Origin of the sequence: Rhodococcus sp. ZPP (assembly GCF_017656075.1) — a bacterium.
Classification (GTDB): Bacteria; Actinomycetota; Actinomycetes; order Mycobacteriales; family Mycobacteriaceae; genus Rhodococcus_F; species Rhodococcus_F oxybenzonivorans.
In genome coordinates this window covers 817,202-838,854 of record NZ_CP058638.1, presented here as the reverse complement: position 1 = coordinate 838,854, position 21,653 = coordinate 817,202, and the positions used below count along the sequence as shown (strand labels likewise).

General features: G+C 66.6%; 20 protein-coding genes. 6 read left to right on the top strand and 14 right to left on the bottom strand.

The window, feature by feature from the left end:
* The first annotated feature begins 22 nt into the window (after positions 1–22).
* Positions 23–532, top strand: a complete 510-nt coding sequence (locus tag HYG77_RS03900) for a DUF3145 domain-containing protein (protein ID WP_109329046.1) — start codon at positions 23–25, stop codon at positions 530–532.
* A gap of 410 nt (positions 533–942) precedes the next feature.
* Entirely contained in the window at positions 943–4,197 is a 3,255-nt protein-coding gene (locus HYG77_RS03895) for a protein kinase (RefSeq protein WP_208961890.1), read from the top strand.
* Positions 4,198–4,757: 560 nt separating this feature from the next.
* Here HYG77_RS03895 and HYG77_RS03890 read toward each other — a convergent pair.
* From HYG77_RS03890 to HYG77_RS03835, 12 genes are all read right to left on the bottom strand, one after another.
* Entirely contained in the window at positions 4,758–5,318 is a 561-nt protein-coding gene (locus HYG77_RS03890) for a twin-arginine translocation pathway signal (protein WP_208961889.1), read from the bottom strand.
* Complete coding sequence (locus HYG77_RS03885; RefSeq protein ID WP_208961888.1) at positions 5,315–5,806, bottom strand: hypothetical protein; 492 nt, start codon at positions 5,804–5,806, stop codon at positions 5,315–5,317. The genes HYG77_RS03890 and HYG77_RS03885 overlap by 4 nt, the downstream gene beginning before the upstream one ends.
* A gap of 1 nt (position 5,807) precedes the next feature.
* Positions 5,808–7,010, bottom strand: a complete 1,203-nt coding sequence (locus tag HYG77_RS03880) for an MlaD family protein (protein WP_208961887.1) — start codon at positions 7,008–7,010, stop codon at positions 5,808–5,810.
* Positions 7,010–8,137 carry an MCE family protein gene (locus HYG77_RS03875; protein ID WP_208961886.1) on the bottom strand — a complete coding sequence of 376 codons (1,128 nt, stop codon included), beginning with the start codon at positions 8,135–8,137 and terminating at the stop codon, positions 7,010–7,012. The genes HYG77_RS03880 and HYG77_RS03875 overlap by 1 nt, the downstream gene beginning before the upstream one ends.
* Positions 8,134–9,417 carry an MCE family protein gene (locus HYG77_RS03870; protein ID WP_208961885.1) on the bottom strand — a complete coding sequence of 428 codons (1,284 nt, stop codon included), beginning with the start codon at positions 9,415–9,417 and terminating at the stop codon, positions 8,134–8,136. Before HYG77_RS03870 ends, HYG77_RS03875 begins: the two co-directional genes overlap by 4 nt.
* A gap of 2 nt (positions 9,418–9,419) precedes the next feature.
* A complete protein-coding gene (locus HYG77_RS03865) occupies positions 9,420–10,460 on the bottom strand; it encodes an MCE family protein (protein WP_208961884.1) in 1,041 nt (346 codons plus the stop codon).
* Complete coding sequence (locus HYG77_RS03860) at positions 10,457–11,473, bottom strand: MCE family protein (protein ID WP_109329061.1); 1,017 nt, start codon at positions 11,471–11,473, stop codon at positions 10,457–10,459. The genes HYG77_RS03865 and HYG77_RS03860 overlap by 4 nt, the downstream gene beginning before the upstream one ends.
* Positions 11,470–12,657 carry an MCE family protein gene (locus HYG77_RS03855; protein WP_208961883.1) on the bottom strand — a complete coding sequence of 396 codons (1,188 nt, stop codon included), beginning with the start codon at positions 12,655–12,657 and terminating at the stop codon, positions 11,470–11,472. Before HYG77_RS03855 ends, HYG77_RS03860 begins: the two co-directional genes overlap by 4 nt.
* Positions 12,654–13,475 (bottom strand): ABC transporter permease, encoded by an 822-nt coding sequence (locus HYG77_RS03850; RefSeq protein ID WP_109329065.1) that lies wholly within the window; start codon positions 13,473–13,475, stop codon positions 12,654–12,656. Before HYG77_RS03850 ends, HYG77_RS03855 begins: the two co-directional genes overlap by 4 nt.
* Complete coding sequence (locus tag HYG77_RS03845; RefSeq protein WP_109329067.1) at positions 13,475–14,242, bottom strand: ABC transporter permease; 768 nt, start codon at positions 14,240–14,242, stop codon at positions 13,475–13,477. Before HYG77_RS03845 ends, HYG77_RS03850 begins: the two co-directional genes overlap by 1 nt.
* Positions 14,239–14,877, bottom strand: a complete 639-nt coding sequence (locus tag HYG77_RS03840) for a hypothetical protein (protein ID WP_208961882.1) — start codon at positions 14,875–14,877, stop codon at positions 14,239–14,241. The genes HYG77_RS03845 and HYG77_RS03840 overlap by 4 nt, the downstream gene beginning before the upstream one ends.
* Before the next feature lie 126 nt (positions 14,878–15,003).
* Positions 15,004–16,278 (bottom strand): helix-turn-helix domain-containing protein, encoded by a 1,275-nt coding sequence (locus tag HYG77_RS03835; protein WP_159921543.1) that lies wholly within the window; start codon positions 16,276–16,278, stop codon positions 15,004–15,006.
* 191 nt (positions 16,279–16,469) lie between these two features.
* Between HYG77_RS03835 and HYG77_RS03830 the strand changes: the two genes are divergently transcribed.
* Entirely contained in the window at positions 16,470–16,610 is a 141-nt protein-coding gene (locus HYG77_RS03830) for a hypothetical protein (RefSeq protein WP_208961881.1), read from the top strand.
* Between the two features lie 303 nt (positions 16,611–16,913).
* Here the strand turns inward: HYG77_RS03830 and HYG77_RS03825 are convergent, their stop codons facing one another.
* Positions 16,914–17,882 carry an alpha/beta hydrolase gene (locus HYG77_RS03825; RefSeq protein WP_109335015.1) on the bottom strand — a complete coding sequence of 323 codons (969 nt, stop codon included), beginning with the start codon at positions 17,880–17,882 and terminating at the stop codon, positions 16,914–16,916.
* A gap of 154 nt (positions 17,883–18,036) precedes the next feature.
* Between HYG77_RS03825 and HYG77_RS03820 the strand changes: the two genes are divergently transcribed.
* From HYG77_RS03820 to HYG77_RS03810, 3 genes are read left to right on the top strand one after another with little or no spacing between them, the layout of a single operon-like run.
* Positions 18,037–18,696, top strand: a complete 660-nt coding sequence (locus HYG77_RS03820) for a hypothetical protein (RefSeq protein WP_208961880.1) — start codon at positions 18,037–18,039, stop codon at positions 18,694–18,696.
* On the top strand, positions 18,689–20,044 hold the full coding sequence (locus HYG77_RS03815) for a glutamine synthetase family protein (RefSeq protein WP_208961879.1): 1,356 nt from the start codon (positions 18,689–18,691) through the stop codon (positions 20,042–20,044). Before HYG77_RS03820 ends, HYG77_RS03815 begins: the two co-directional genes overlap by 8 nt.
* On the top strand, positions 20,041–20,814 hold the full coding sequence (locus tag HYG77_RS03810) for a gamma-glutamyl-gamma-aminobutyrate hydrolase family protein (protein WP_208961878.1): 774 nt from the start codon (positions 20,041–20,043) through the stop codon (positions 20,812–20,814). The genes HYG77_RS03815 and HYG77_RS03810 overlap by 4 nt, the downstream gene beginning before the upstream one ends.
* Before the next feature lie 67 nt (positions 20,815–20,881).
* Here HYG77_RS03810 and HYG77_RS03805 read toward each other — a convergent pair whose 3' ends face one another.
* Positions 20,882–21,565, bottom strand: coding sequence for a TetR family transcriptional regulator (locus tag HYG77_RS03805; RefSeq protein ID WP_109329079.1), 684 nt, complete (start codon positions 21,563–21,565; stop codon positions 20,882–20,884).
* Between the last annotated feature and the right edge of the window lie 88 nt (positions 21,566–21,653).

The window sequence follows — 21,653 nt, the reverse complement described above, 5'->3', positions numbered from 1 at the left end:
CTCGTCGAAGCAGGAGGCTGGAGTGCGCGCATTGGATCAGTTCGCGGACGCGACGGCTGGAGTTGTCTACATCCACTCGTCGCCCGCCGCGTTGTGCCCCCATATCGAGTGGGCGTTGACCGCAACCCTCGACTGCCCACCCAATCTCAAGTGGACCTCGCAGCCGGCTTCCAAAGGGGTTCTGCGCGCCACCACGAGTTGGGTCGGCCCCGTCGGCACCGCCTCCAGACTGGTCAATGCGCTTCGCGCCTGGCCGATGCTGCGATTCGAGGTGACCGAGGATGCCAGCGAAGGCGTGGACGGCGAGCGATACAGCCACGTCCCCGGCATGGGTCTCTGGCACGGTTCCACCAGCGCGAACGGCGACGTCGTCGTGGGGGAGATGCGACTCCGGGCCCTGATGGAGGCCGGTGGCGACATCGCCGCCGAACTCGACTACGCGTTGGGCACCGCGTGGGACGAGGAACTCGAGCCCTACCGCAGCGGAGGGGAAGGCGCAGAGGTCACCTGGCTGCGCAGGGAAGTGGGCTGACCGCTCCTCGCTCGCGTCGCCGTCGTCTCGCTGGACGTGTTCGCCGCACCGCACCCGAAGAACCGGGATGCGTGGTTTGTTGTGTCCCAGTACACCGACAGACCCGGATGTCCGCTGACGATCCGCTAATCGAAGCAGTCGCGCTGTGGATCCCGACGAGAACGCGAGAGCCAGTACTGACGCGACGTCGAGTACCGGCAGGTCAGCACATCAGCAAGTGGCAAGTTAACGAAACTGCCCTGGTCCTTATGCACTTCGGCCCCGGGCCACCTGGCACTCCGACAGTGCCGCTCGCGCCATAGCCCGCACCGCTCACGAGCACCAGCGATATCCTGGGGAGTACGTGATGGAAAGGCTGATCGTGCGGATTTCATTGAACGTACCGCGGACCTGACGAATCGACTCGGCTGATGCCCGATATCGATCCGTTCGAGACCCACCGCGATGTCACCCCGTCGGTCGCATCCGAACTGGCAGCCGACGGGTTCGGCGACGCCCTGGAAATCGGACGTGGCGGCTTCGGCGTGGTGTACCGGTGCACGCAATCCGCTCTCGATCGGACCGTCGCCGTGAAGGTGCTCACCAACGATCTCGGGGAGGAGAACAGGGAGCGATTCTTTCGGGAGCAGCGTGCGATGGGTCGTCTGACCGGTCACCCCAATATCGTTAATGTCCTCCAGGTCGGGTTCACCGACAGGGGACAACCATTCATAGTAATGCCGTACTACCCGCAGGGCTCCCTCGATGAACGTATCCGACGGCACGGTCCGCTAGGTGTGGATGAGGCACTCCGGTTGGGGGTGAAACTGGCCGGCGCGTTGGAAGCCGCCCACGGCCAAGGCGTCGTCCACCGCGACGTCAAGCCCGCGAACATTCTGCTCACCGACTATGACGAGCCGGCGCTCACGGACTTCGGGATCGCCCACGTTTCCGGCGGATTCGAGACCGCTGCCGGCATTGTCACCGGTTCGCCCGCATTCACAGCGCCCGAGGTCCTCGGCGGCGCGGCTCCGAGCCCCGCCTCGGACCTTTACGGGCTCGGAGCCACCCTGTTCTGTGCAGTTACCGGCCACGCTGCGTTCGAGCGCCGCAGCGGCGAACAGCTGGTGGCCCAATTCGTTCGTATCACAACGGAATCCGTTCCAGATCTGCGAGATCAGGGCCTTGCTGATGATGTTGCCACTGTCATCGAGCAGGCAATGGCCGGCCGCCCCGAGGACCGGCAAACCTCCGCCGCCGTGTTGGGTGAACGCCTACGCGAGATTCAACTCAGCCGCGGACTGCCCGCAGGCAAAGTGGCTCTCCGCGCGCGAGCCACAGTGGAACAAGAGTCGACATCACCCGGGCACTTTCCAACAAACCCTTCCCGCCACGAACGTGGGAACCTCCCCCTGGAGCTGTCAAGTTTCGTCGGTCGCAGGCACGAACTGACCGAAGCGAAGAACCTGCTGGCATCGTCACGATTGGTGACACTGGTCGGAATCGGCGGGGTCGGGAAAACACGTCTCGCATTGCGACTTGCCACGAGTATCCACCGCGAGTTCCCCGATGGAGCCTGGCTCGTCGAGCTCGACGATGTCCGCACAGAATCCCGATTGATCGACGTGGTGGCTGCAACCCTGGGTGTGCGGGACCACTCTGGCCGGTCGCTACGCGAGATCCTGTTCGATTTCCTGTCGTCGCGAGAACTGTTGCTGGTGTTGGACAACTGCGAGCAAGTGGTCGACGCCGTGGCGGATCTCGCCACAGCTTTGTTGCAACACAATCGGAACCTGCGCATCCTCGTCACAAGCCGGGAACCTCTTGCGATAGCCGGTGAGGCGACGTTGCGCGTTGCCCCACTCACCGTCCCCGACCCCGACCGCGAGCCGTCATTGCAGGGTCTGCCCCGCTACGATGCCGTGTCGTTGTTCACCGAACGCGCCGCCACTGCGGTCTCGACATTTACGCTGACCGATGAAAACAAGTCCGCGGTGACACGGATCTGTCACCGGCTGGACGGGTTGCCGCTGCCTATCGAATTGGCGGCCGCGCGGTTGCGCGCGATGTCGCCTGAGCAAATCCTGCAGAGACTTTCCGATCGCTACGCGCTGTTGACCCGCGGGAGCCGGGGTGCACCCTCCCGCCAGCAGACGCTCCGGTTGTGCGTCGACTGGAGCTACGACCTGTGCAGCCCGCTGGAACAGAGGACATGGGAACGACTGTCAGTATTTACCGGTGGTTTCGATCTCGATGCCGCAGAACATGTGTGTGGGGACAGGATCCCGCCGGAGGCGTTGCTGGACTCGGTGGCATCCCTCGTAGACAAGTCGGTCTTGATCCGCGAAGAACACGGCACAGCAGTCCGTTTCAGACTGCTCGAAACGCTCCGTGCTTACGGACGAGAGAAGACCGAGGAATCCGGCGACTACCACGATCTGCGCCGACGGCATCGGGACTGGTATCGCCAGCTCGCTCGAACGGCCGCCGACGAGTTCATCGGGCCCCGGCAGATCGAGTGGATCGCGCGACTCAGCAGTGAACAGCCGAATCTGCGCGAGGCCATGGACTTCTGCCTCGCCGACGACGATGTCGAAGCCGGCCTACAGATCGCCACGCCCTTGTTTCAACTCTGGGGGTCACGGGGCCAGCTCAGCGAAGCGAGACGCTGGCTCGACCAATTCCTCTCACGCCATGGAGCACACCCGACCACCGCCACAATCAGAGCGCTGTACGCCGACTGCCTGATGACCGGACAGCAGCGGGACCATCAGAGAGCTGCTGCTCTTGCCGCCCAGGCACGCACCCTCGCCGATCAGATCATCGACCCCATAGCGCACGCGATCGTCGATCACACCGACGGTCTGGTCGGACTGATCACCGGCGATCTCGACCGGGCCGCCGCGAGTCTGGAACGGGCTCAGTCAGTGTTCCGGCAAGCCGAGAACGATACCGCGCTACTGATCGAGTCCTTGACGTTGCTGGGATTGGCGTATCAGCTGCACGACACCGAACCTCACCGGGCAATCGAATGCTATGAGGAAGCTCTCGCTATCACGAATGCACATGGTGAATCCGTCTACCGGGCCTACGCGTTGTGGGCGATGGCTGTTGCGCAATGGCGCCTGGAAGAACAAAGCCGTGCAATCGAGCTGCTCGAAGAGGGATTGCGGCTTGCTCGGCGCGTCGACGACCCGGTCAGCTGCGCGAACTGCGTCGAAGTACTCGCCTGGATCGCCGGAACAAATGACCCTGCACGCGCCAGCACGCTGATGGGGGCCGCGGAGGCGCTCGGCGGCTCGGCCGGGAGCCCTTCCGTATTCGTTCCCACCCTATTCGTCCATCATGAGGAATGCGAGCGGTCCGCCCGCCGGATGCTCGCCGCCCGCGTCTTTGAGCAGGCTTGGCAGCACGGCAGGGCAATGGATCTCGCGTCCGCTGTCTCCTACGCACTCCGGGAGCACACCCCGGAGACGAGCCCTCCAGGTTCCGCCACCTTGACCAAACGCGAACTACAGGTCGCGGAACTGATCGCCGAGGGTCTGACCAACAAGGCGATCGCGGCCCGTCTCGTCATCTCGCAGCGCACCGCTCGAGGACATGTCGAACACATCCTCACTAAACTCGGATTCACCTCACGAGCACAGGTCGCAGCCTGGATCGTCAAAGATCGACAGTCGTCCTGATTGCCGATCTCGGGCCGGTGGGGCGGGGTGCCGCCGGCGAGCTGAGGAAGGCTCCGCGGGTATGCACCCCGTGGGGCATCAGCGACCGGCTTCCGACGACGATGGCTCCGACTGCCGCTCCGACGCGTCTGCGGGATCCGATGAGCACTCCACGATTGCCGGGTTGACGCAGGCGAACAGGCGACAATGTGGTGCTCTCGTTCATCCCTGCCCGCGGGCAGTGTGCCGTGCTCGACCGGCCATCAGAAGCTGTATGACCTGGGCGCCGGCCTGTTCACCGGCAAGTCGATCAACGGCACCTCCCGGAATCCCGGCGCGCGGCAAGGGACGTGGTCCCGATGTGCCCGAGGCGAATCGCGAAGGCGGATGGTGGGTCGCCAGGGCCATCGCCGCCGGCTTCTTCGTCGTCTTCGCGATAGGTTGAGCCGGGCCCCGGCGTGCTCGCGACCGCTACTGCGGGGGCAGATTACCGCGGAACAGCAGATAGGCGATCGCCTTGACCAGGTTCTCGATGGGGTCGACGAGGTCGATGATCATAGGTCTCCTAGGGGAGTAGGGATTCAGGCCGGGTCGAATTTCGAGACGAGCCAATTGTCGCCGTGACGTTCCAGTTCGACGCGGACCGTCGTCGTGGTCGGCGTGGGTTCGGGGTGCGGTGCCAGTGTGGTTTGCTGATTCACGAAAACCACGGCAACGGCACGACTCTCGTCGAACTCGGCGATTCCCCTACCCGTCACGGTGGCGGTGGTGCTGATCTTCTTCTCCTTCGCTGCCGGTGCGACGACGTCGCGGGTGAACGTGCGGTAGTAGTCCGCGAAGGTGCCGGTGAGGTATCTGTTCGCGGCGTCGAGGTCGGCGTCGACGGTGTCTGCCCGGTAGGTGAGGATGGCGACCGTCGCGGCGGCGGCGGCGTCGACGGCAGCCTGCTGCCGATCCGGTGCCAGCGCACGGTCCTCGGCCCGGACAACGAAGACCAGGTACGACCAGGCGGTCACCGCCGTGACAGCGAGCACGACGGCGATCACCAGCCTGCTCTGCCCACGCCGTGGCGGCGGATTGGAATCTACGGGGGTAAAGGCTGATTCGGACTCGGTCTCGGGCGTCAACTGTTCTGTGATCATGCGACGAAATCCACCTTCGACATCTTGTAGGTCCCTTCGTGCTCGGTCATCGTCACCCGCAGCCGCCAGTTGCGGCTCTCGTTCGCCGCGCCCGCGGCATTGGTGACCGTGGACGACGCCGCCACGATCACCGTCGTGGAGTCGCCGTCGCGGGATTCGATTCCGGCGGCGACCACCTGCCCCTGCGTCACGACCTTCGCCGCCTGGACGACGGAGACGAACGAGCCCGACCGCGCTTCGAAGTCCTTGGCGAACGCGCCGGTCGAATGGTCGAGGACCGCGCGCACGTCCTCGGCTGCGGAGCTCTCCCGTACCGAAAGCATGGCCTTCACACCGGAATTCGCGGCTCCGAGAATCTCAGCGTCCTCGGCACGGGCGGCCTCGGCCGCCTGGTGCGCGGCGAATTGGAACGCCGCGAGCACCGCGAAAATCGCCGCGACGGCGACCAGGACGAGCGGGACGGCTGCGGTCTTGACTACTTTGATCATGTTACGGACCTCCGATCCAGGGATTCGTGCCGAGCGGTGCGGTGCCGCCCGCGCGGCAGGAGTCGACATCGGGAGCACGCACCCCCGGGTTCTCCATGCACGGCATATTGCGGGCGCCACGTGGCACATAGGGTTCGCCTGGCGCGACACCGCAGTAGTTGGGTGTCGGGCTGTCGATCACCGCCGACTCGCTCGGTGATCGGCGCTGATCGGGCGGCACGAACCCGGTCAGGCACGGTGGGGGCGCGTTGACGTTCAGGTTGAAGTCGAGGTTGGCCATCCCGGGTTGGGAACCTTTGACGATGCTCTGCGCCATCGCGGCCAGCGGCGGGTAGACCACGAGGATCTGTTCGAGGCTCATGTTGTAGATTCGCAGGACCTCGGCGACCGACTGCAGGTTTGCCAGGGCGCGGGGCAGGGTCGGGCTGATCCGGCGGAACAGGTCGGCCGCCTGGGTTCCGGCCTCCTCGCCATCGGCCAGCAGGGCGCCCACGTGGGCGTCGTTGGCGGCGAGCGAGCCGGTGATCGCACCGAGATACCCCGTCCACACCCGGATGTCGTCGCCCGCGGCCACCTGGGTGTCCAGCAGGGCGCCGGCATTGTCGATCAGGTGCAGGGTCGGTGCGAGACTGCGGTGGCCCTCGTCGAGCACGTTGTCGAGGCCGTCGAGGATCTGCTGGAGGTTGGGTCCGGAGTTGCGAAACGCCGTCCCGCTCTCGGTGATCACCGTCTGCAGGTCTTCGCGGGGGATGTCGCCGAGTGCCACATCGAGGGCGTTGACCATGTGCGCCGTCGGGGTCGGCAGCCGGGTGCTGTCGATGCGGTCACCGTCAGCGAGGTAGGGCGCCGAATCCGTCTGGGGCAGCAGCTCGATGTACTGTTCGCCGATCGCCGACCGGCTGTGCACCTCGGCGCGCAGGTCGGTCTTGGGGATGTCGAGGTCGGCGTCGAGATACACGGTGACGACGACGGTGTCGGTGTCGATTCGCAAGCTGTGCACGACGCCCGCGTGCACACCGCGGTAGGTCACGTTCGATTTCGGGTACAGCCCGGCGCCCGAGGCCAGCGCGAGTTCGACTGTGCTGCGTCCGATTCCGAGCATTGCGGGCACCCGGAGATAGGAGACGAGGATCCAGTTGACGACGACGACCGTGATGATCGCGAATGCGCCGAGCTGGTAGCGGACGAATTTCGTGAGGAGCATCAGTTTCCTCCTCGGCTCGGCGGATTCAGCGGGATGAACAGCGGGTTGTCGGAAGTCGGTGGGAGCGGGGGCAATTGGCCGATCAACGCGCCTAGCGAGGCGAGCTGACCGGCGGCGGGAGTGCCGGTGAGCAACGCCCGGTCCAGCCGAGCGGTGGTCAGGTCGAGATTCAGGAACAGGTTCGCGAAATCACCCTGGACTGCGTTCCGGTAGGTGTTGAGCGGGAACGGGATGGTCCCGAGGAACGACAGCGACGACGGCAGCGCGGGCCCCGCGTCGGCCAGCCCGCGCAGGGTCGGCTCGAGCGCGCGCAGGTTCGCGTCGAGTTCGGCGCGGCTGCCGGTGATCACCTGGTTCGCGGCGTCGGCAAAGTCGCCGATCGCCAGTAGTGCGGCGGCCAGGTCGTCTCGTTGTTCGTTCAAGGTGCTCAGTGCCGGTGCCAGGGTGGCGACACCGTTTTCCACCACCTGGCGGTCGTCGGCGACGATTTGGGCGAAGCGGTCGATGCCCTCGAGGGCGCGGATGAGGTCGTCGCGTTGCGCGTTGAGCCGGGTGGTGAAGTCCTCCACATTGGTCAGCAAGTTGCGCACCACGTCCGCGCGCCCCGACAGGGCAAGCGTCACTTCGCGGTTGATTTCCTCCAGCTTGCCGATGCCACCGCCGTTGAGCAGGAAAGACAGGGTCGACAGGGTCTGTTCGGTGGTCGGGTAGGCACCGCCGCGATCGAGGGGAATGCGGTCACCGTCGCGAAGTTCGCCCGCCGGCTGGGGTGGGGCCAGCAATTCCACGTGGGCGGAACCGAGCAGGCTCGTCGAGCCGATCTTCGCGGTGGCGTTGGCAGGCAAGCGCACCTGCTCGTCGAGGGAGACCGTGATCAGGGCGTGATCGCCGTCGACCTCGATCCGGCGGACGGTGCCGACATTCACGTCCCCCACGCGTACCCGAGCGTTCTCGGTCAGTGTTGTCACGTCAGGCAGCTCGATCTGCACCTCCCATGCCCCGTCACCGCCGCCTGCCGCGCCGGGGAGGGCGAACTGGTTCGGGCCGGTCCACCCGCAGCTCGACAGCAGAGTGGTCGCGGCGAGGCCGCCGGCGAGGGCGAGCACGGTGCGCGCGCGGCCGGTCATCGCGGACCGGTCCCGAACGGCGCGGCCAGTGGCGGCAAACCGGGCAGCAGCAGACCCGGCAGCCCACCGGTCGCCGGTGGTGCGGTCGCCGCCACCGGCTCTGGGCTGGTCACGGCCGGTTCCGCCAGTCCGGGTTCGCTGTAGACGATCTGATCGGGCAGGGCCCCGACCGTGTTGCCGACCACCGTCCCGAGCGAAATGTGGTTGAACGCCAGGGTTTTCAGCACGGGGCCGAGATAGTGGATGCATAGATCGGTCGCTTCCTGTGCGTCCTGTTCACCCGCGCCTGCGATCGCGCCGCAGAGGAACTGGACCGGATTGGCGGTATTGGTCAGCACTGTCGCCGAGGTCAGCGAGTTCTGCGCCGGCTGGTAGATGTTGCTCAGGTTGACAAGGGTCGTCGGGGCAATGTGGAAGACCTGTTCGAGGTCGCGACGCTTGTCCACCAGTGCCTGGGTGGCGGCACCGAGCCCGTCGACGGTGTCCCCGAGAGCTTGCTTGTTGTCCCGGACGAACTGCCCGATATCGAGCATTGCCCCGTCGAGTTCGGCCACCGCGTCGCCGAGCGTCGTCTCGCTGGTGCCGAGCAATTGGGTCACCGAGGCCAGGTGACCGTTGAATTGCACGATCTGCTCGTGGCTCTGCGACAGCGCCTCGACCAGCATCGACAGATTCCGCACCATCGCGAACAGGTCGGTGCGCCCGTCCGACAGCGCCGTGGTCGTGCGGGCGAGCTTGTCGAGGGTGTCGTGCAGAGTCGCCCCGTTGCCGCGCGCACTGTCCGCGGCGTTCCCGACGAACTCGCCGAGGGTGCCGGTGGCCGGCCCGGTACCGTCGGCGCGGGGTCCGAGGGTCTGGGTGAGCCGGGTGAGCTGGTCTTTGACGACGTCCCATTCCACGGGCATCGCGGTGTGCTCCTGCGGGATCACGCCGTCGTCGGGGAGTGCCGGGCCGCCGGTATAAGCGGGGGTGAGCTGGACGAACCGGGTGGTCACCAGCGTCGGCGCCACGATCACCGCTTGCACGTCGGCGGGCAACTCCCACCGGCGGTCCAGTCGCATCCGGACGGCCACCCGTGTCCCTTCCGGGTCGATCCGCTCGACACTGCCCACGTCGACGCCGAGGATCCGCACGGAATCCCCCGGAAACAGGCCGACGGCGGCCGGGAAGTACGCGGTGACCGAACGCTGCGACAACTTCGGGACGATGACGTAACTGAGCAAGGCCAGGAACACGAGGATCCCCACGCCCGTGGCCAGGGAAAGGGTTCGGCGGTTCATCCTCATCGTGGTCCCTCCGTCAGGGTCTCGGCGGGTGGGGTCGGTAGGCGGCCGTCGCCGAGCGCGGCGTCGATGAACGGCTGAACGAACTGGCCGGGCAGCAGATTGGTGATGTAGGCCTGGAAGAACGGGCCGCTGCCGAGTGCCTCGTTGAGTGTCCGGGCATAGGTGGCCAGCCCGGGGATCGCCGCCTCCAGTGAGGCCTGATGCCGTTCGAGCAGATCCAGCACCCGGTTCACCCGCTCGAGTGCCGGTCCCAGCTGCTCGCGGTTGTCCGCGATCAGCCCGCTGATCTGCTGCGCAACCGCCGACAGGTGCGTCGCCAAGGTGTGCAGTGCAGCGCGGCGGGCATCGACCGCCGCGAACAGTGTGTTGCCGTCCAGAACAAGCGCGTTCAGCTGGGTCCGGCGTTCGGCGAGCACCCCGCTCACCGTCGAACCGTGCCGCAACAGCTCCTTCAATGCCTCGTCGCGGGAGCCGAGAGTGTCCGAAAGCCGGGCCACCCCGTCGAGCGCGGTGTGGACTTCGGGCGCCGAATCCGCGAGCACCTCCGAAGTGGCGCGTAGCGCGTCCGACAGCTGATCGGTGTCGATATCGGCCACGTTCGCGGTCAGTGCGCCCAGCTCGGTCGGCAGGTCGTAGGGCGCGCGGGTGCGCTCCAGCGGAATCGGTACCTCCGGGTCGTAGCGGCCGGGGTCGTCGCTGGGAACCAGCACGATCGCCTTGGCGCCGAGCACCGCTCTGGTACGCATCTGCGCTCGCGGCTGCTCGCCGAGGGCGAGATCGTCGCGCACCGACATGGTCACCTCCACGTCGGTGCCTCGCAACGCGATCTCGGTGACCTGCCCGACGTTCACGCCGACGAGCTCGACCTTGTCGCCGACCTCGATGCCACCGGCATCGGCGAAGATCGCGGTGATCTCGTGATCGATGTCGAGGAAGACGAGGTCGTCGTAATAGGACACCGCGACCACCGCGGCGAGAATGACTGTGGCACCGATGATTCCGGCCCTCGTGCTCCGATCTCTGTTGTAGCTGATCATTGTGGGGTTACACACCTGCCCTGGTCTTGCTGCACGAGTTTCGCCTCGATCGGCGCACCGCCCGGCCCGTCGACGCGGATCGACACCGAGCACAGGTAGAAGTTGAAGAAGCTGCCGTAGGAGCCGAGGCGGCTCAGGCGCCGGTAGGCCTCGGGCAGTTCGCTCAGCACCGACTCGATCTGTTCGCTGCCGTCATCGAGAAGCGTTGCCGTGCGGTGCGTTTCGGTGACGACGCCCTGAACGGCCGCTCGGTCATCGAGCAGCAGGTCGGCCAGCGTTGCCGAGCCGTCGTCGAGATGGGCCAGTGCCTCGGCGATCGGCACGCTCTGGCTCGACAGCCGGGTCACCAGTTGCTGGAGCCGGTCGATGATGGTCGAGACCGCACCGCGGTCCTTGCCGATCGACTCGAGCGTGGTGCCGAGCTCGGCGATCACGGCGCCGATCAGCACGTCCCGATCGGCCAGCTGGTTGGTCAGCACGGCGACCTGCTGCAGGATGCCCGTGACGCTGCCGCCCTGGCCCTGCAGCACCCGCAGCAGATCGCCGGAGAGCTGGTCGATCTGTTCGGGTTCCAGCGATCTGGTCAACGGCGCGAGCCCGCCCAGCAGCGCGTCGATATCAAGTGCGGGTTTCGTCTGTTCGACGGGGAAGACCCCGCCTTCGGGCATCGCTTCGGACCTCGCCGGGCCGTTGGTGATCTCGAGGTAGCGATCACCGAGCAGGTTCTGGTATCGCACCTGCAGGATCGCGTTCTCGGTGATCTGCACGGTGTCCATAACGTCGAACTGGACGTGGGCCCGGCGCCCGTCGAGATCCACCGCGTGCACCCGCCCCACATCGACTCCCGCGATCCGCACTTCCTGGCCCGAGGTGAGTCCGGAGGTGTCGGCGAAGATCGCCTCGTACGGTGTCCGGTTGTCGAGCCGGATCCGGCCGAGCACCAGGATCAGCATCACCAGGACGAAGATCATGGCGACACCGAAGATCCCGAATTTGGCCGTAGTCTTGGTCATCGCGGTCCTCCTGGGATGCCGTACAGCAGGAAGTCGAGCACGTTGAGCTGGGCCTGTTTGCCGTCCGGCGCAAAGGGGTTCACCCCGGTGTCGGTAACGACGTAGGGCGCGGGTCCGTCGGCGGGGTTCACCAAAGGTAGGTGTCCGCACCTGGGTCCGCCACTGGCCGCGACTTTCGGTAGGTTGTCCGGGTTGTGATAGGGCGTCTCACCCGCCAGCACCGTTCCGCTGACATTGATGCCGGGAACGGTGCCGCCGATCGCCGTCTCGACCGCAGCCCGTGCCTCGTCCAATCCTTGGAAGAAGCAGGGGAATTCGGGGGAGTAGTCGCCGAGCAACCCGGTGGTAGGCACCAGATCGCGCAGCAGGCCGGCGACCGCGGCCCGATTGTGGTCCAGCAGCGTGCTCCCGGAGTCACCGAAATCGACGGCGGCGAGGAGGAACCGGTCCAGATCGTCGGCCTGCTCGACGATCGTCGAGCCGGTGGTGGTCAGGGATTCGACCGTGTCGAGCAGGCTTGGCGCCGCGTCCGCGTAGATGTGTGCGACATCCGCGGTGACCCGGAGGTCGCGTTGCAGGTGCTCGAGGCTCGGCCGCAGCGCGCTCGAGTAGGAGTCGGCGCGCTCGAGTGTACCGCCGATCCGGGCGCCGCGGTCACGCACGGCGTCGGCGATGGCGGTGAGGGTGGCGTTGAGATCCTGGGGCGACACCGCGCGCAGCACGGTCGTCAACCGCTCGAACAAAGTGTTCAGTTCGGGTGTGATTTCGCGGGCATCGATGGTGTCACCGGTGTCGATGTGACGCGTCGAAGGCTGCGCCGGCCGAACGAGATTGATGTACTTGGCGCCGAAGACGGAGGTCGAGTCGATCGTGGCGAGCACATTGTCGGGCACCGCGTCGACCTGATCGGGGAACAGGTGCACTTCGACCCGGGCATAACCGTCGGTTTCCTCGACCTTCGCGATCCGACCGACCTGCACGTCGAGCATCTTCACCCGCGCGCCCGGCTCGAGACTCAGGCCCGAGCGCGGCGTCAGCAGCACGACATCGACGCTGCGCACGAAGGTCCCGCGAAACTGGAGCGCGACGAACACGGCGACAACGGCGAGCACTGACAGGAAGGCCACACCGTCGAAGGTGTAGTGCGGTTCCCGTGGTCCGCGCCGCGGCGATCGGCGCTTCATCCGGCGAAGTGGAAGTTGCCCGACACGCCATAGACGGCCAGGGAGACGGCAAGGGTGACGAACACGACGGCGGCCAGCGACGCGCGCACCGCGCGCCCGACAGCCTCACCGACCCCGGCGGGACCGCCCGAGGCGGTGTACCCGAAGTAGGTGTGGATCAGCATGACGACCAGTCCCATCAGAATCGCTTGCAGAAATGACCACAGCAGGTCCGTCGGTACAAGGAACGACCGGAAGTAGTGGTCGTAGACGCCGCCGGACTGACCCCAGACGACGACCGTGACGGTGCGGCTAGCCAGGAACGACGCGACGACCGCCACCCCGTACACGGGAACGATCGCAATCACCCCCGCCACGATGCGGGTCGAGGCGAGATATGGCACCGACTGCACGCCGATAACTTCCAGCGCGTCGATCTCCTCCGAGATCCGCATGGCGCCCAGTTGCGCCGTCGCGCCCGCGCCGATGGTCGCGGCGAGTCCGACGCCGGCGATCGACGGCGCGGCGATGCGGACATTCACGCAGGCCGCGAAGAACCCCGTCAACGCCTCGACACCGATGTCACTCAGTGAGGCGTACCCCTGCAGCGCGACGACCGCACCGGCGGACAACGTGAGGAAACCACAGATCACTACCGTGCCACCGATCAGTGCCAGCGCACCGGAACCGAGCGCGACCTCGGCGACCAAGCGCAGCGTCTCGCGGGGGAAACGCCGCACGGCGAATGGTATTTCCAGGATGGCGTCGCGGTAGAAGACCGCTTGCCTGCCGACCTCGTCGAGCGTTCGCTTCGCTCCTGATACTCCGACGATCGCCATCAGCGACCTGCTGTCATCTTGATACCGATGGCGGTCGTCACGACGTTGACCAGGAACAACGCCATGAACGCGTAGACGACCGTTTCGTTGACCGCCTGTCCCACACTCTTGGCGCCGCCCTTGACGGTCAGGCCCCGGTAGCACGCGATCAGGGCCGCGATGAGCCCGAACGAGGCGGCCTTGACCTCCGAGATCACCAATTCCGGTACCCCGGTGAGCAGGGGAATTCCGTCGACGAACGCGCCGGGGGTGACGTTCTGGAAGAACACCGAGAAGATGAAGCTGCCGACGATCCCGATCGCGCAGACCAGCGCGTTGAGCAACAGCGCCACCAGCGTTGAAGCCAGCACCCGGGGCGAGACCAGCCGCACGATCGGGTCGATGCCGAGCACCTCCATCGCGTCGATCTCCTCGCGGATGGTGCGCGACCCGAGATCGGCGCAGATCGCGGTTGCCCCGGCTCCCGCGACCACCAGCACCGTCACTACCGGTCCCACCTGGGTGACCGCGCCGAGCGTGGCACCCGCGCCCGCCACATCCGAGGAACCGAATTCGGCGGCGAGGATATTGAAGGTGAAGCTGATCAACGCGGTGAACGGCAGCGCGACGAGCAGCGTCGGCAGCAACGACACCCGCACGATGAACCAGCACTGGCTGATGAACTCGCGCCATTGGAACGGCCACACCATCATTCCGCGGAAGGCGTCGGCCGACATGGCGAAGAACTCGCCGAGCAGAGTCAACGGGCGCGCAACGGGATTCGTCATCGCGCCCGCCGCTTCTTGCCTGCCGCGCCGCGCAGGCCCGCCACAGCGGCGACGAAGACGAGCAGCAGTGTCCAGGCCGCGCCGGCGGTGAGTTCGAACGGCAGCGAGTTGATCCGGTAGACCGAAACCCCACCGCGGGCGAGCAACCACGCCGCCGCCCCGGCGGCGACACCGGCGACCACGGCCGCCGCCAGCCAGCGCAGCGTCGGGTCGGCATCGGGCGCCCGGTCGGCGCGCTTTCCGTCCCACGCTCCCCACGCCGCCGCCGCCCCGACGACGACAACGGCGCCCGCGCCACGGAACCACGCCCCGTGCTGTGGCCAGGTGTCGAGCAGGGAACCGATGAGCACCCGCACCGACACCATCACCGCGGCACACCCGGCGCCACGGACGATCCGGGGATCGCCCAGCCTACGGGCGAAGTTGGCGGGCGCACCGGTTTTTGGGTGGGTGCCGTGTCGGGTCAGGACAGGACTGCTCGGTATCAGCACTACGGTTTCCTCGCGATCGGGCGGCAACGCGCGGGACAGGGCATCGAGCGGTGAGAACAAAATCTTGGTGCGCAAGAGATTTCGGGGCGTCGATTGCTTCTCGGCGACATCGATCTGGCGGCGGGGAATCGGCTGCCGGTTCACGGACCCAGCCCTCGGCACCCGCCGGTTTCGACGTAGCGCATGTCACAGTAGGCAACTGTTCTGAGCTGGACCATATGCCGACCGCACGAAATTGGGGTCCCCGTTCGTGCGATGAGCACCAAGGAGTCAGTTGTCCTCGGGCCTGCTCAGCACGGTCGAACCCAGCCAGCGGCAGGCCTGCAACGCGAGCTGGATGTCGAGCACGATCGCCGGATCCTCGAAGTCGTGTCCCAACCGCTCCGCGGCCTGCTGGAGCCGGTACTGAATCGTGTTGCGGTGCAGATGCATCGCGTCCGCGGCCGCGGTGTAGCTGCGACCGCACGACAGGAATGTCAGCAGAGTCTCGCGCAGCCAGCAGTCGCGTTCCCCATCGGCCGCCAGGTCGCCGAGTGTGCGGCGCACAAACCACCGCAGTGCGTCGATGTCGTCGGTCATGAGGGCCAGCGGCGTGATCTGGGCATAGGCGACGACCCGGCGACGGCCCGCGCAGGCGAGGGCCACGCGCTGGGCACGGGTGGCCTGCAGATGTGAACGCCGGAAACCGTTCTCGCCGCGACCGGGGTCGCCGAGCGCCAAGCGGACGCCGAGGCCATGCTCGGCCAGCGCCGCTTCCATCGCCTCGACGTCGAACGGCTCGTTGCCGCGCAGCGGAATCCACAGCCTGACCTCGTGCTCATCGGTCGGCACCATCAGTGGATGGCCTGTCGCACCGACGTACTTGGCCAGCAGCGAGCGCGTCTCGTCGAACAGGGTCAGCGCGTCGCGGGTGGACACCGACTCGTCGAGCCACGCCGCGACCGCGAGGTGGACGGTGTCGAGCCGATATCCCAGGGCTTGCTCGGCGTGGTGCACTTCGGCACCCGCTCCCGTCAGTAGCGTCTCGACCCACTGCCTGTGCAACCCGCTGCGGCTGCTCACCCACCTGTCCCGCTCGGCCTCGTAGACCTCACCGACCTGTTCGAGCATGCGGTCGATCCACAACGCGGTGCGGTTGACCAACGCGATGATGGCTTGCGGACTCGCCTCGGGGCCGAGGGTGAGGGCGAAGCTCATCGCCTGATCGAGGAAGTCGGTCTGCGCCATCCGGTAGGCGCGGATCACCACGGTGATGGAGACATCCCGTTGGGCGAGGACCCGCAGAAACGAACGCACCGGCAGGGGCAGCTGGATATCGGCTTCGCCGACGGCATCGTCGAGGAATTCGATCACCGCGATCACGTCCTCGACGATGCTGGCCTCCAGCAGGGCGGCCATCCGCTCGTCTTCGGTGAGCTCGGGCAGTTCCGAACGCGCCGAGGTCATCAGGTCGGCGACGAACGCCTCCATCCGGTGGCCCATCTCCAGGGCAACCGGTCGAAGGATGTTGTCTCCCCGAGAAATACCGCCAATAGATGTCGTCATGGATCCGGCCGATCTTGCGGTCGACCTTTTCGCCGCCGAGCAGCACACCGGGGTAGCCGCGGTAGGCGAGTGCGGTGCACATGCGCCAGTATTTGCCGACCCCGCCGACATGGCCGAGGAACGTGGACAGTTTGCCGACCATATTGGATCCGCGCTACCAGGAGTCGGTGGCGTAGAGGGTCTTGCCGACGATGTCCTCGCAGATCGTCGCCCAATTCGTCCTGCGCTTCGGGGGTCCCCTCGATGATTTCGACGCCCTCGGTGCGAGCGTGCTCGATCAGGTCGGTGACCCGGTCGACCGCCTTGAAGAACGTCGAAAGCCCGGTCGGTGACGGGGCGATCGGGAATGCCGTCGACTTCGAGGGCGAATCTCGAAGCCGGCGAACGACCAGTTGTGTTGCTTGGCCTGGTAGGCGACGTAGTGGCCGGAGAAGCCCGCTCCGACACAGATGACGTCGAGCGGTTCGGAGGTGGAGTGCCTTCGGGGTGTCCGGATGCGTGTGCATCGTGCAGGGGACAGGGATGCGGTGGGCGCATGACCACTGATCATATGACTATGACAAGTGACGCATAAATTATTGCCGGTTTCGCCAGTCGTCAACAGGAGCTCGCTCGCGCCCATCGCGGTGACCCAGCTAGCCGCGCGGAAGCTTGCACAGGTACTGGCATACCTCGTCGACCGCCTGCTTCGCCTGCGCGAACACGCCGATTTCGGTAATGAAGCCGTGGAAGACGCCGGTATGTCTCGTCAGGGAGACGGGGACGCCGTCGCGCCGCAGCCGCTGCCCGTATGCCTCGGCGTCGTCCCGAATCGGGTCGACCTCCGCGGTGATGATCAGCGCGGGCGGCAGATCACGCAGCGACTCGGCACGCAAAGGGGCTGCGAGGTGGTCACCGCCCGGGTGGTCCACACCGACGTACTGCTCCCAGAACCAGCGTGCGTCGGAGGCGCTGAGCAGTGGCGCGTCGGCGAATTCCGACCACGACCGCGCGGTGAACGTGTCGTCGACAGCGGGGTAGGCGAGCACCTGCGCCACGGGCAGGGCGCTGCCTTCCTCGCGTCGGTGCAGGCACAGGGCGGCGGCGAGGTTGCCACCCGCGGAGTCGCCGCCGACCGCGATCCTTTCCCGGTCGATGCCTAGCTCCGGCGCTCTCCGGGTCAGCCACGCGTAGGCGTCGATGCAGTCTTCGAGCGCTGCCGGGTACGGGTTCTCCGGAGCCAGGCGGTATTCCAGGGACACGACCGTCCAGCCGCCCGACCCCGCGGCGATCGCGCGACACAGCTCGTCGGCCCCGTCCAGGGTGCCCAGGACGAAGCCACCGCCGTGTAGGTAGACGAGGGCGGGACCGGAGCCGCCGGAAACGGCGCCGTCCGCGCGGTACACGCGGGCCCCGATCGCACCCGCTCGGGTCGGCACGGTCAGCTGTTCGACATGGTCGAGCGGCGTGATCGACTCGCCGGACGGAGCCGTGTTCAGAAGCGCCCTGGTCTGCTGTGGACCCAGCTCGCGGGCGGGTTTCTGCAGAACGCGCGTGATCAACCGGGCCGCAGCCTGGGCATCGTCGTCGAGCAGACTCCACCAGGCGGGAGCGTCGTCGTTCATTTCGAAACCTCGCAAGTCATTGACAGGAAGTGATCTGTACCTCACCATCATAGTCATACGACCAAGACAAATGACTGTAAGTCGGAGTTTCTGCGGATGCACTGCTGACGGTGAACCGCGCAACACGATCTTGTCGAACTGAAAGGACAACAAGATGACCGAAACGACGATCGGTCCCGCGACGCGCGGGGCTGACGCGGTCGGCGGGGTCGACATTCGGATCGAGGACGACGCGAGTCCGATCGTCCGGCTGATCGGCCGCACGATCACCGATTCCGTCCGGGCTGACGGCTCCGTTCCGGGGTCGGTGGAAGGCACAGTCGCCGTCCGCTCCCACGACACCCCGCAGGCCGCGACGATCAGCATCTCCCAGGGAGCAATCGCGGTGTCGAGTGGTGTGTTCGTCGAGCCTGACGTCACCCTGACCGTCGACCTGAACGGCCGGTTCACCCTGGTCGGAAAGCCCCTCGGCGCAGGCGATCTCGCTGTCGCGGCGCGTGCGCTGCTGTCGCCGCCGCTGCCGGATTGGAAGGCTGCCGCGGATTCATTCTGGGCCGCGGCCCGGTCGGTGCCGGGCATACCGGACATGCTCATTGCGATCACCGAGGGCTCCGACGGGCTGGATCAGCACGTCGTCGGCGAGGGCGAGGGCCATTACGTCATCGCCGGCCCGCCGGAGCTGCTGGCCGGCATCTTCTCGGGCGCCGACGACCTGATCGCCGCACTGTCCACCGGCCTGATCGGCGTCCGCGGCACATTCTCTCAGCTGTCGGTCCTGGTCGCCGCATCCTGGAAGGTTCGTTACGATGTCTGAAACTATTTCCGCTGCAACGGAGCTCGAGACTCCCGTGCACACGGTCCGGCTCGAGTCCACCAACCACGACGGTAGCTTCCTCGGCAAGAATCTGGCGCCCAAGAAGTTCGCTGCGAGCGCCGGCTCGGGCTTCGCGATGGCTGATCTCCTGTTCGGCCTCGACCTCGGCAACGCCCCGACCTTCGGCTTCGCCTTCCCCGAATGGCGTGGGCATGTGTCCGACGTGCAGTTCCGGCCTGACATGTCGACGCTGGTGCAGTGGGCGCCGGGCCTGCAGTCGGTGATCGGCGACTACTGGCAGGCCGACGGCACCCCGATCGGGACCTGTCCGCGCAATCTGGCCCGCAAGCTGGTCGACCGGCTCGCCACGCGCGGTTTCACCGCGACCATCGCGGTCGAGATCGAGGCCACCCTGTTCCAGGAATCCATCCACGAGGCCCGGGCCAAGGGGTACCGCGACCTGACCCCGCTCGGCGGTTCCGCAGGCACCGCATACCACCTCGCGAGGTCGAAGGACTGGGTCGACTACATGTCGGCGGTCGCCCGCCGTCTCGACGAGATCGGCATCGAGTGGGAAGCGTGGAGCGACGAGGACGCGGCGGGTCAGGTCGAACTCAATCTCGTCCCCGGCGACCCGGTCTCGGTGTGCGACAACTGGGCTCGCGCCCGACAGGTGATGCGTGAGGTGGCGTTCGAGTTCGGGCACACCGTGACCTTCATGGCCAAGCCGACCGCCGGATACGGCCAGGCCTCGCACGTCAACCTGTCCCTGCAGCGCGACGGCGTCAACGCCTTCTACGCCCCGGACGGGCCGACGGACACCATGCGGCATGCGGTCGGCGGGCTGCTCGCGACCATGCGTGGGGCGGCATCGGTGATGCTCCCGCAGATCACCTCCTACCGCCGCCTGGTCGACCTGAGCGGCCCGCCCACGACGGTCACCTGGGGCATCGCCAACAAGAGCACCGCGGTGCGCGCCGTGTGCGGTCACCCGGCCTACTCCCGCCTCGAGTACCGCGTTCCCGGCGCCGACGCCAACCTGTATCTCGCGGTCGCGGCCATTCTCGGCGGTGTGATCGCCGGCCTCGACGGCGGAATCGAGCCGCCCGAGCCGGTCAGCGACCTGGCCTGGTGTGTGCCCGACCTCGAGCGGCTGCCCGACACCATCACCAAGGCGGCCGACGCGCTGGAGGCCGACCTGATCCTGCGTGAGCAGCTCGGCGACGAGTTCGTCGACTACTGGGTGGGCACCCGCCGCTGGGAGTGGATGCAGTTCCACACTACGGGCGGTGATCCGTTCGCCGAGCTCTCCGAGTGGGAGTCGGCGCGATACTTCGAGTTCCCGTGACCGCGGGAATCTCGCCGCCGGGCGCCGTACGGCCGATGATCGGTATCACCGGCAGACGGGTCCGGCTGGGGTTGGTCGAGGGACTGGACAAACGCTACGGGCATCTGTTCGCCGACACCTTCATGTCCGACTTCTCGGAGCGGATCGCCAGGGCCGGTGGTGTTCCGGTGAACCTGCCGTACGACGCCGACCCGGAAGCGCTGTGCCACTGGCTGTCCGGTGTGGTCATCACCGGCGGTCAGGATGTTCACCCCGCGTGCTGGGGTGGCGATCCGTCGGTAGTCCGGGACGTGGACCCGCGGGAGGATCCGATGGTCCACGACGCCGAACGCGACGAGTTCGAGATCGGGCTCGTGCGTGCCGCACTCGACCGGAACATTCCGGTTCTCGGCGTATGCCGGGGCCTGCAAATCCTGAACGTCACGCTCGGCGGCACGCTGATCCCGCATCTTCCGCCCGGCTCCGTCGAGCACCTGTCGGCTTCGCCTCCGCTCACCGACGGTGCCGACGACCATAAGGTGACTTTCGAGCCAGGCTCGATCGCGGAGGGGCTTTTCGGTGCCGGCACTGTGACCAACTCGTGGCACCACCAGGCGGTCGACCGTTGCGGTACCGGCCTTGTGGTGACGGGGCGCACGGCGGACGGCGTCGTCGAAGCGGTCGAGTTGCCCGGATCGCCGGTGCTTGGTGTCCAGTGGCATCCCGAGTGGATGGAGCGTGACGATCCGGCGCTGAGCTGGATCGTCGACGAGGGCAGTCGGCGCATTTGACCCAGGAAAGACGGTCGGCCGCCACCGAACGGTGGCGGCCGACCACTACTTTCAGGTCAGCGCGGTTTCACTCCACGCCCACCCAGGACACGAGCGAGCGCATGGCTTCCTCGGGCGAGGCCGCCTTCGGGGCCGGGGCCGCAGGCGCGGGGGCATCGCCGAGGTGGGCGGCCATCCAGGCGTCGAGCACACCGAGGGTGAGTTCGATCTGTCGCTCCGCCGCTGTGGGGTCGGTGAAGACCAGCCAGTTGAGTGCGAATCCGTCGGACAACGTAGACAGAATGTAGGTCAGTTCGTCGACGGTGTCGGAGTCGACCGACTGGCCCGCAGAGGTCGCCGCGGCCTCGAGGATCACCCGTATGGTCGCGAATGCCTCGTTGTACACCATCTTCGCCTGCTCGCCCTCCTGACGCTGGCCCCAGCTGATCAGCTCGACGATTGCCGCGCCGAAGTCCGGATTCGCCAGGTACCACTCCATCACGCCGCGCAACAGGGCGCGTGCGGTGGTCGTCACGTCATCATGGACATCGTTGCGTATCAACACTTCTCGATACAGTCGCGCGACGTGTTCGAAAACCGCCGCGAACAGTACCTCCTTCGTGGCGAAGCAGTAGTGCAGCGTGGCCAGCGGAGCGTTCGCCTCCTGCGCGATGCGGCGTGTGGTGGCGCCGTCGACCCCTTCGGCGGCGATCACGCGCACGGCCGCCGCCACCAGCTCGGCGCGACGTTCTGCAGCGGGAATGCGAGCCATGCCCCCTCCTGTCAACAGATTTGAACGGATGATCAAGTCGGTTCCACGTTACCAGGCGGAACGGTAGGCGGGCTGTCATAGTTGCCTG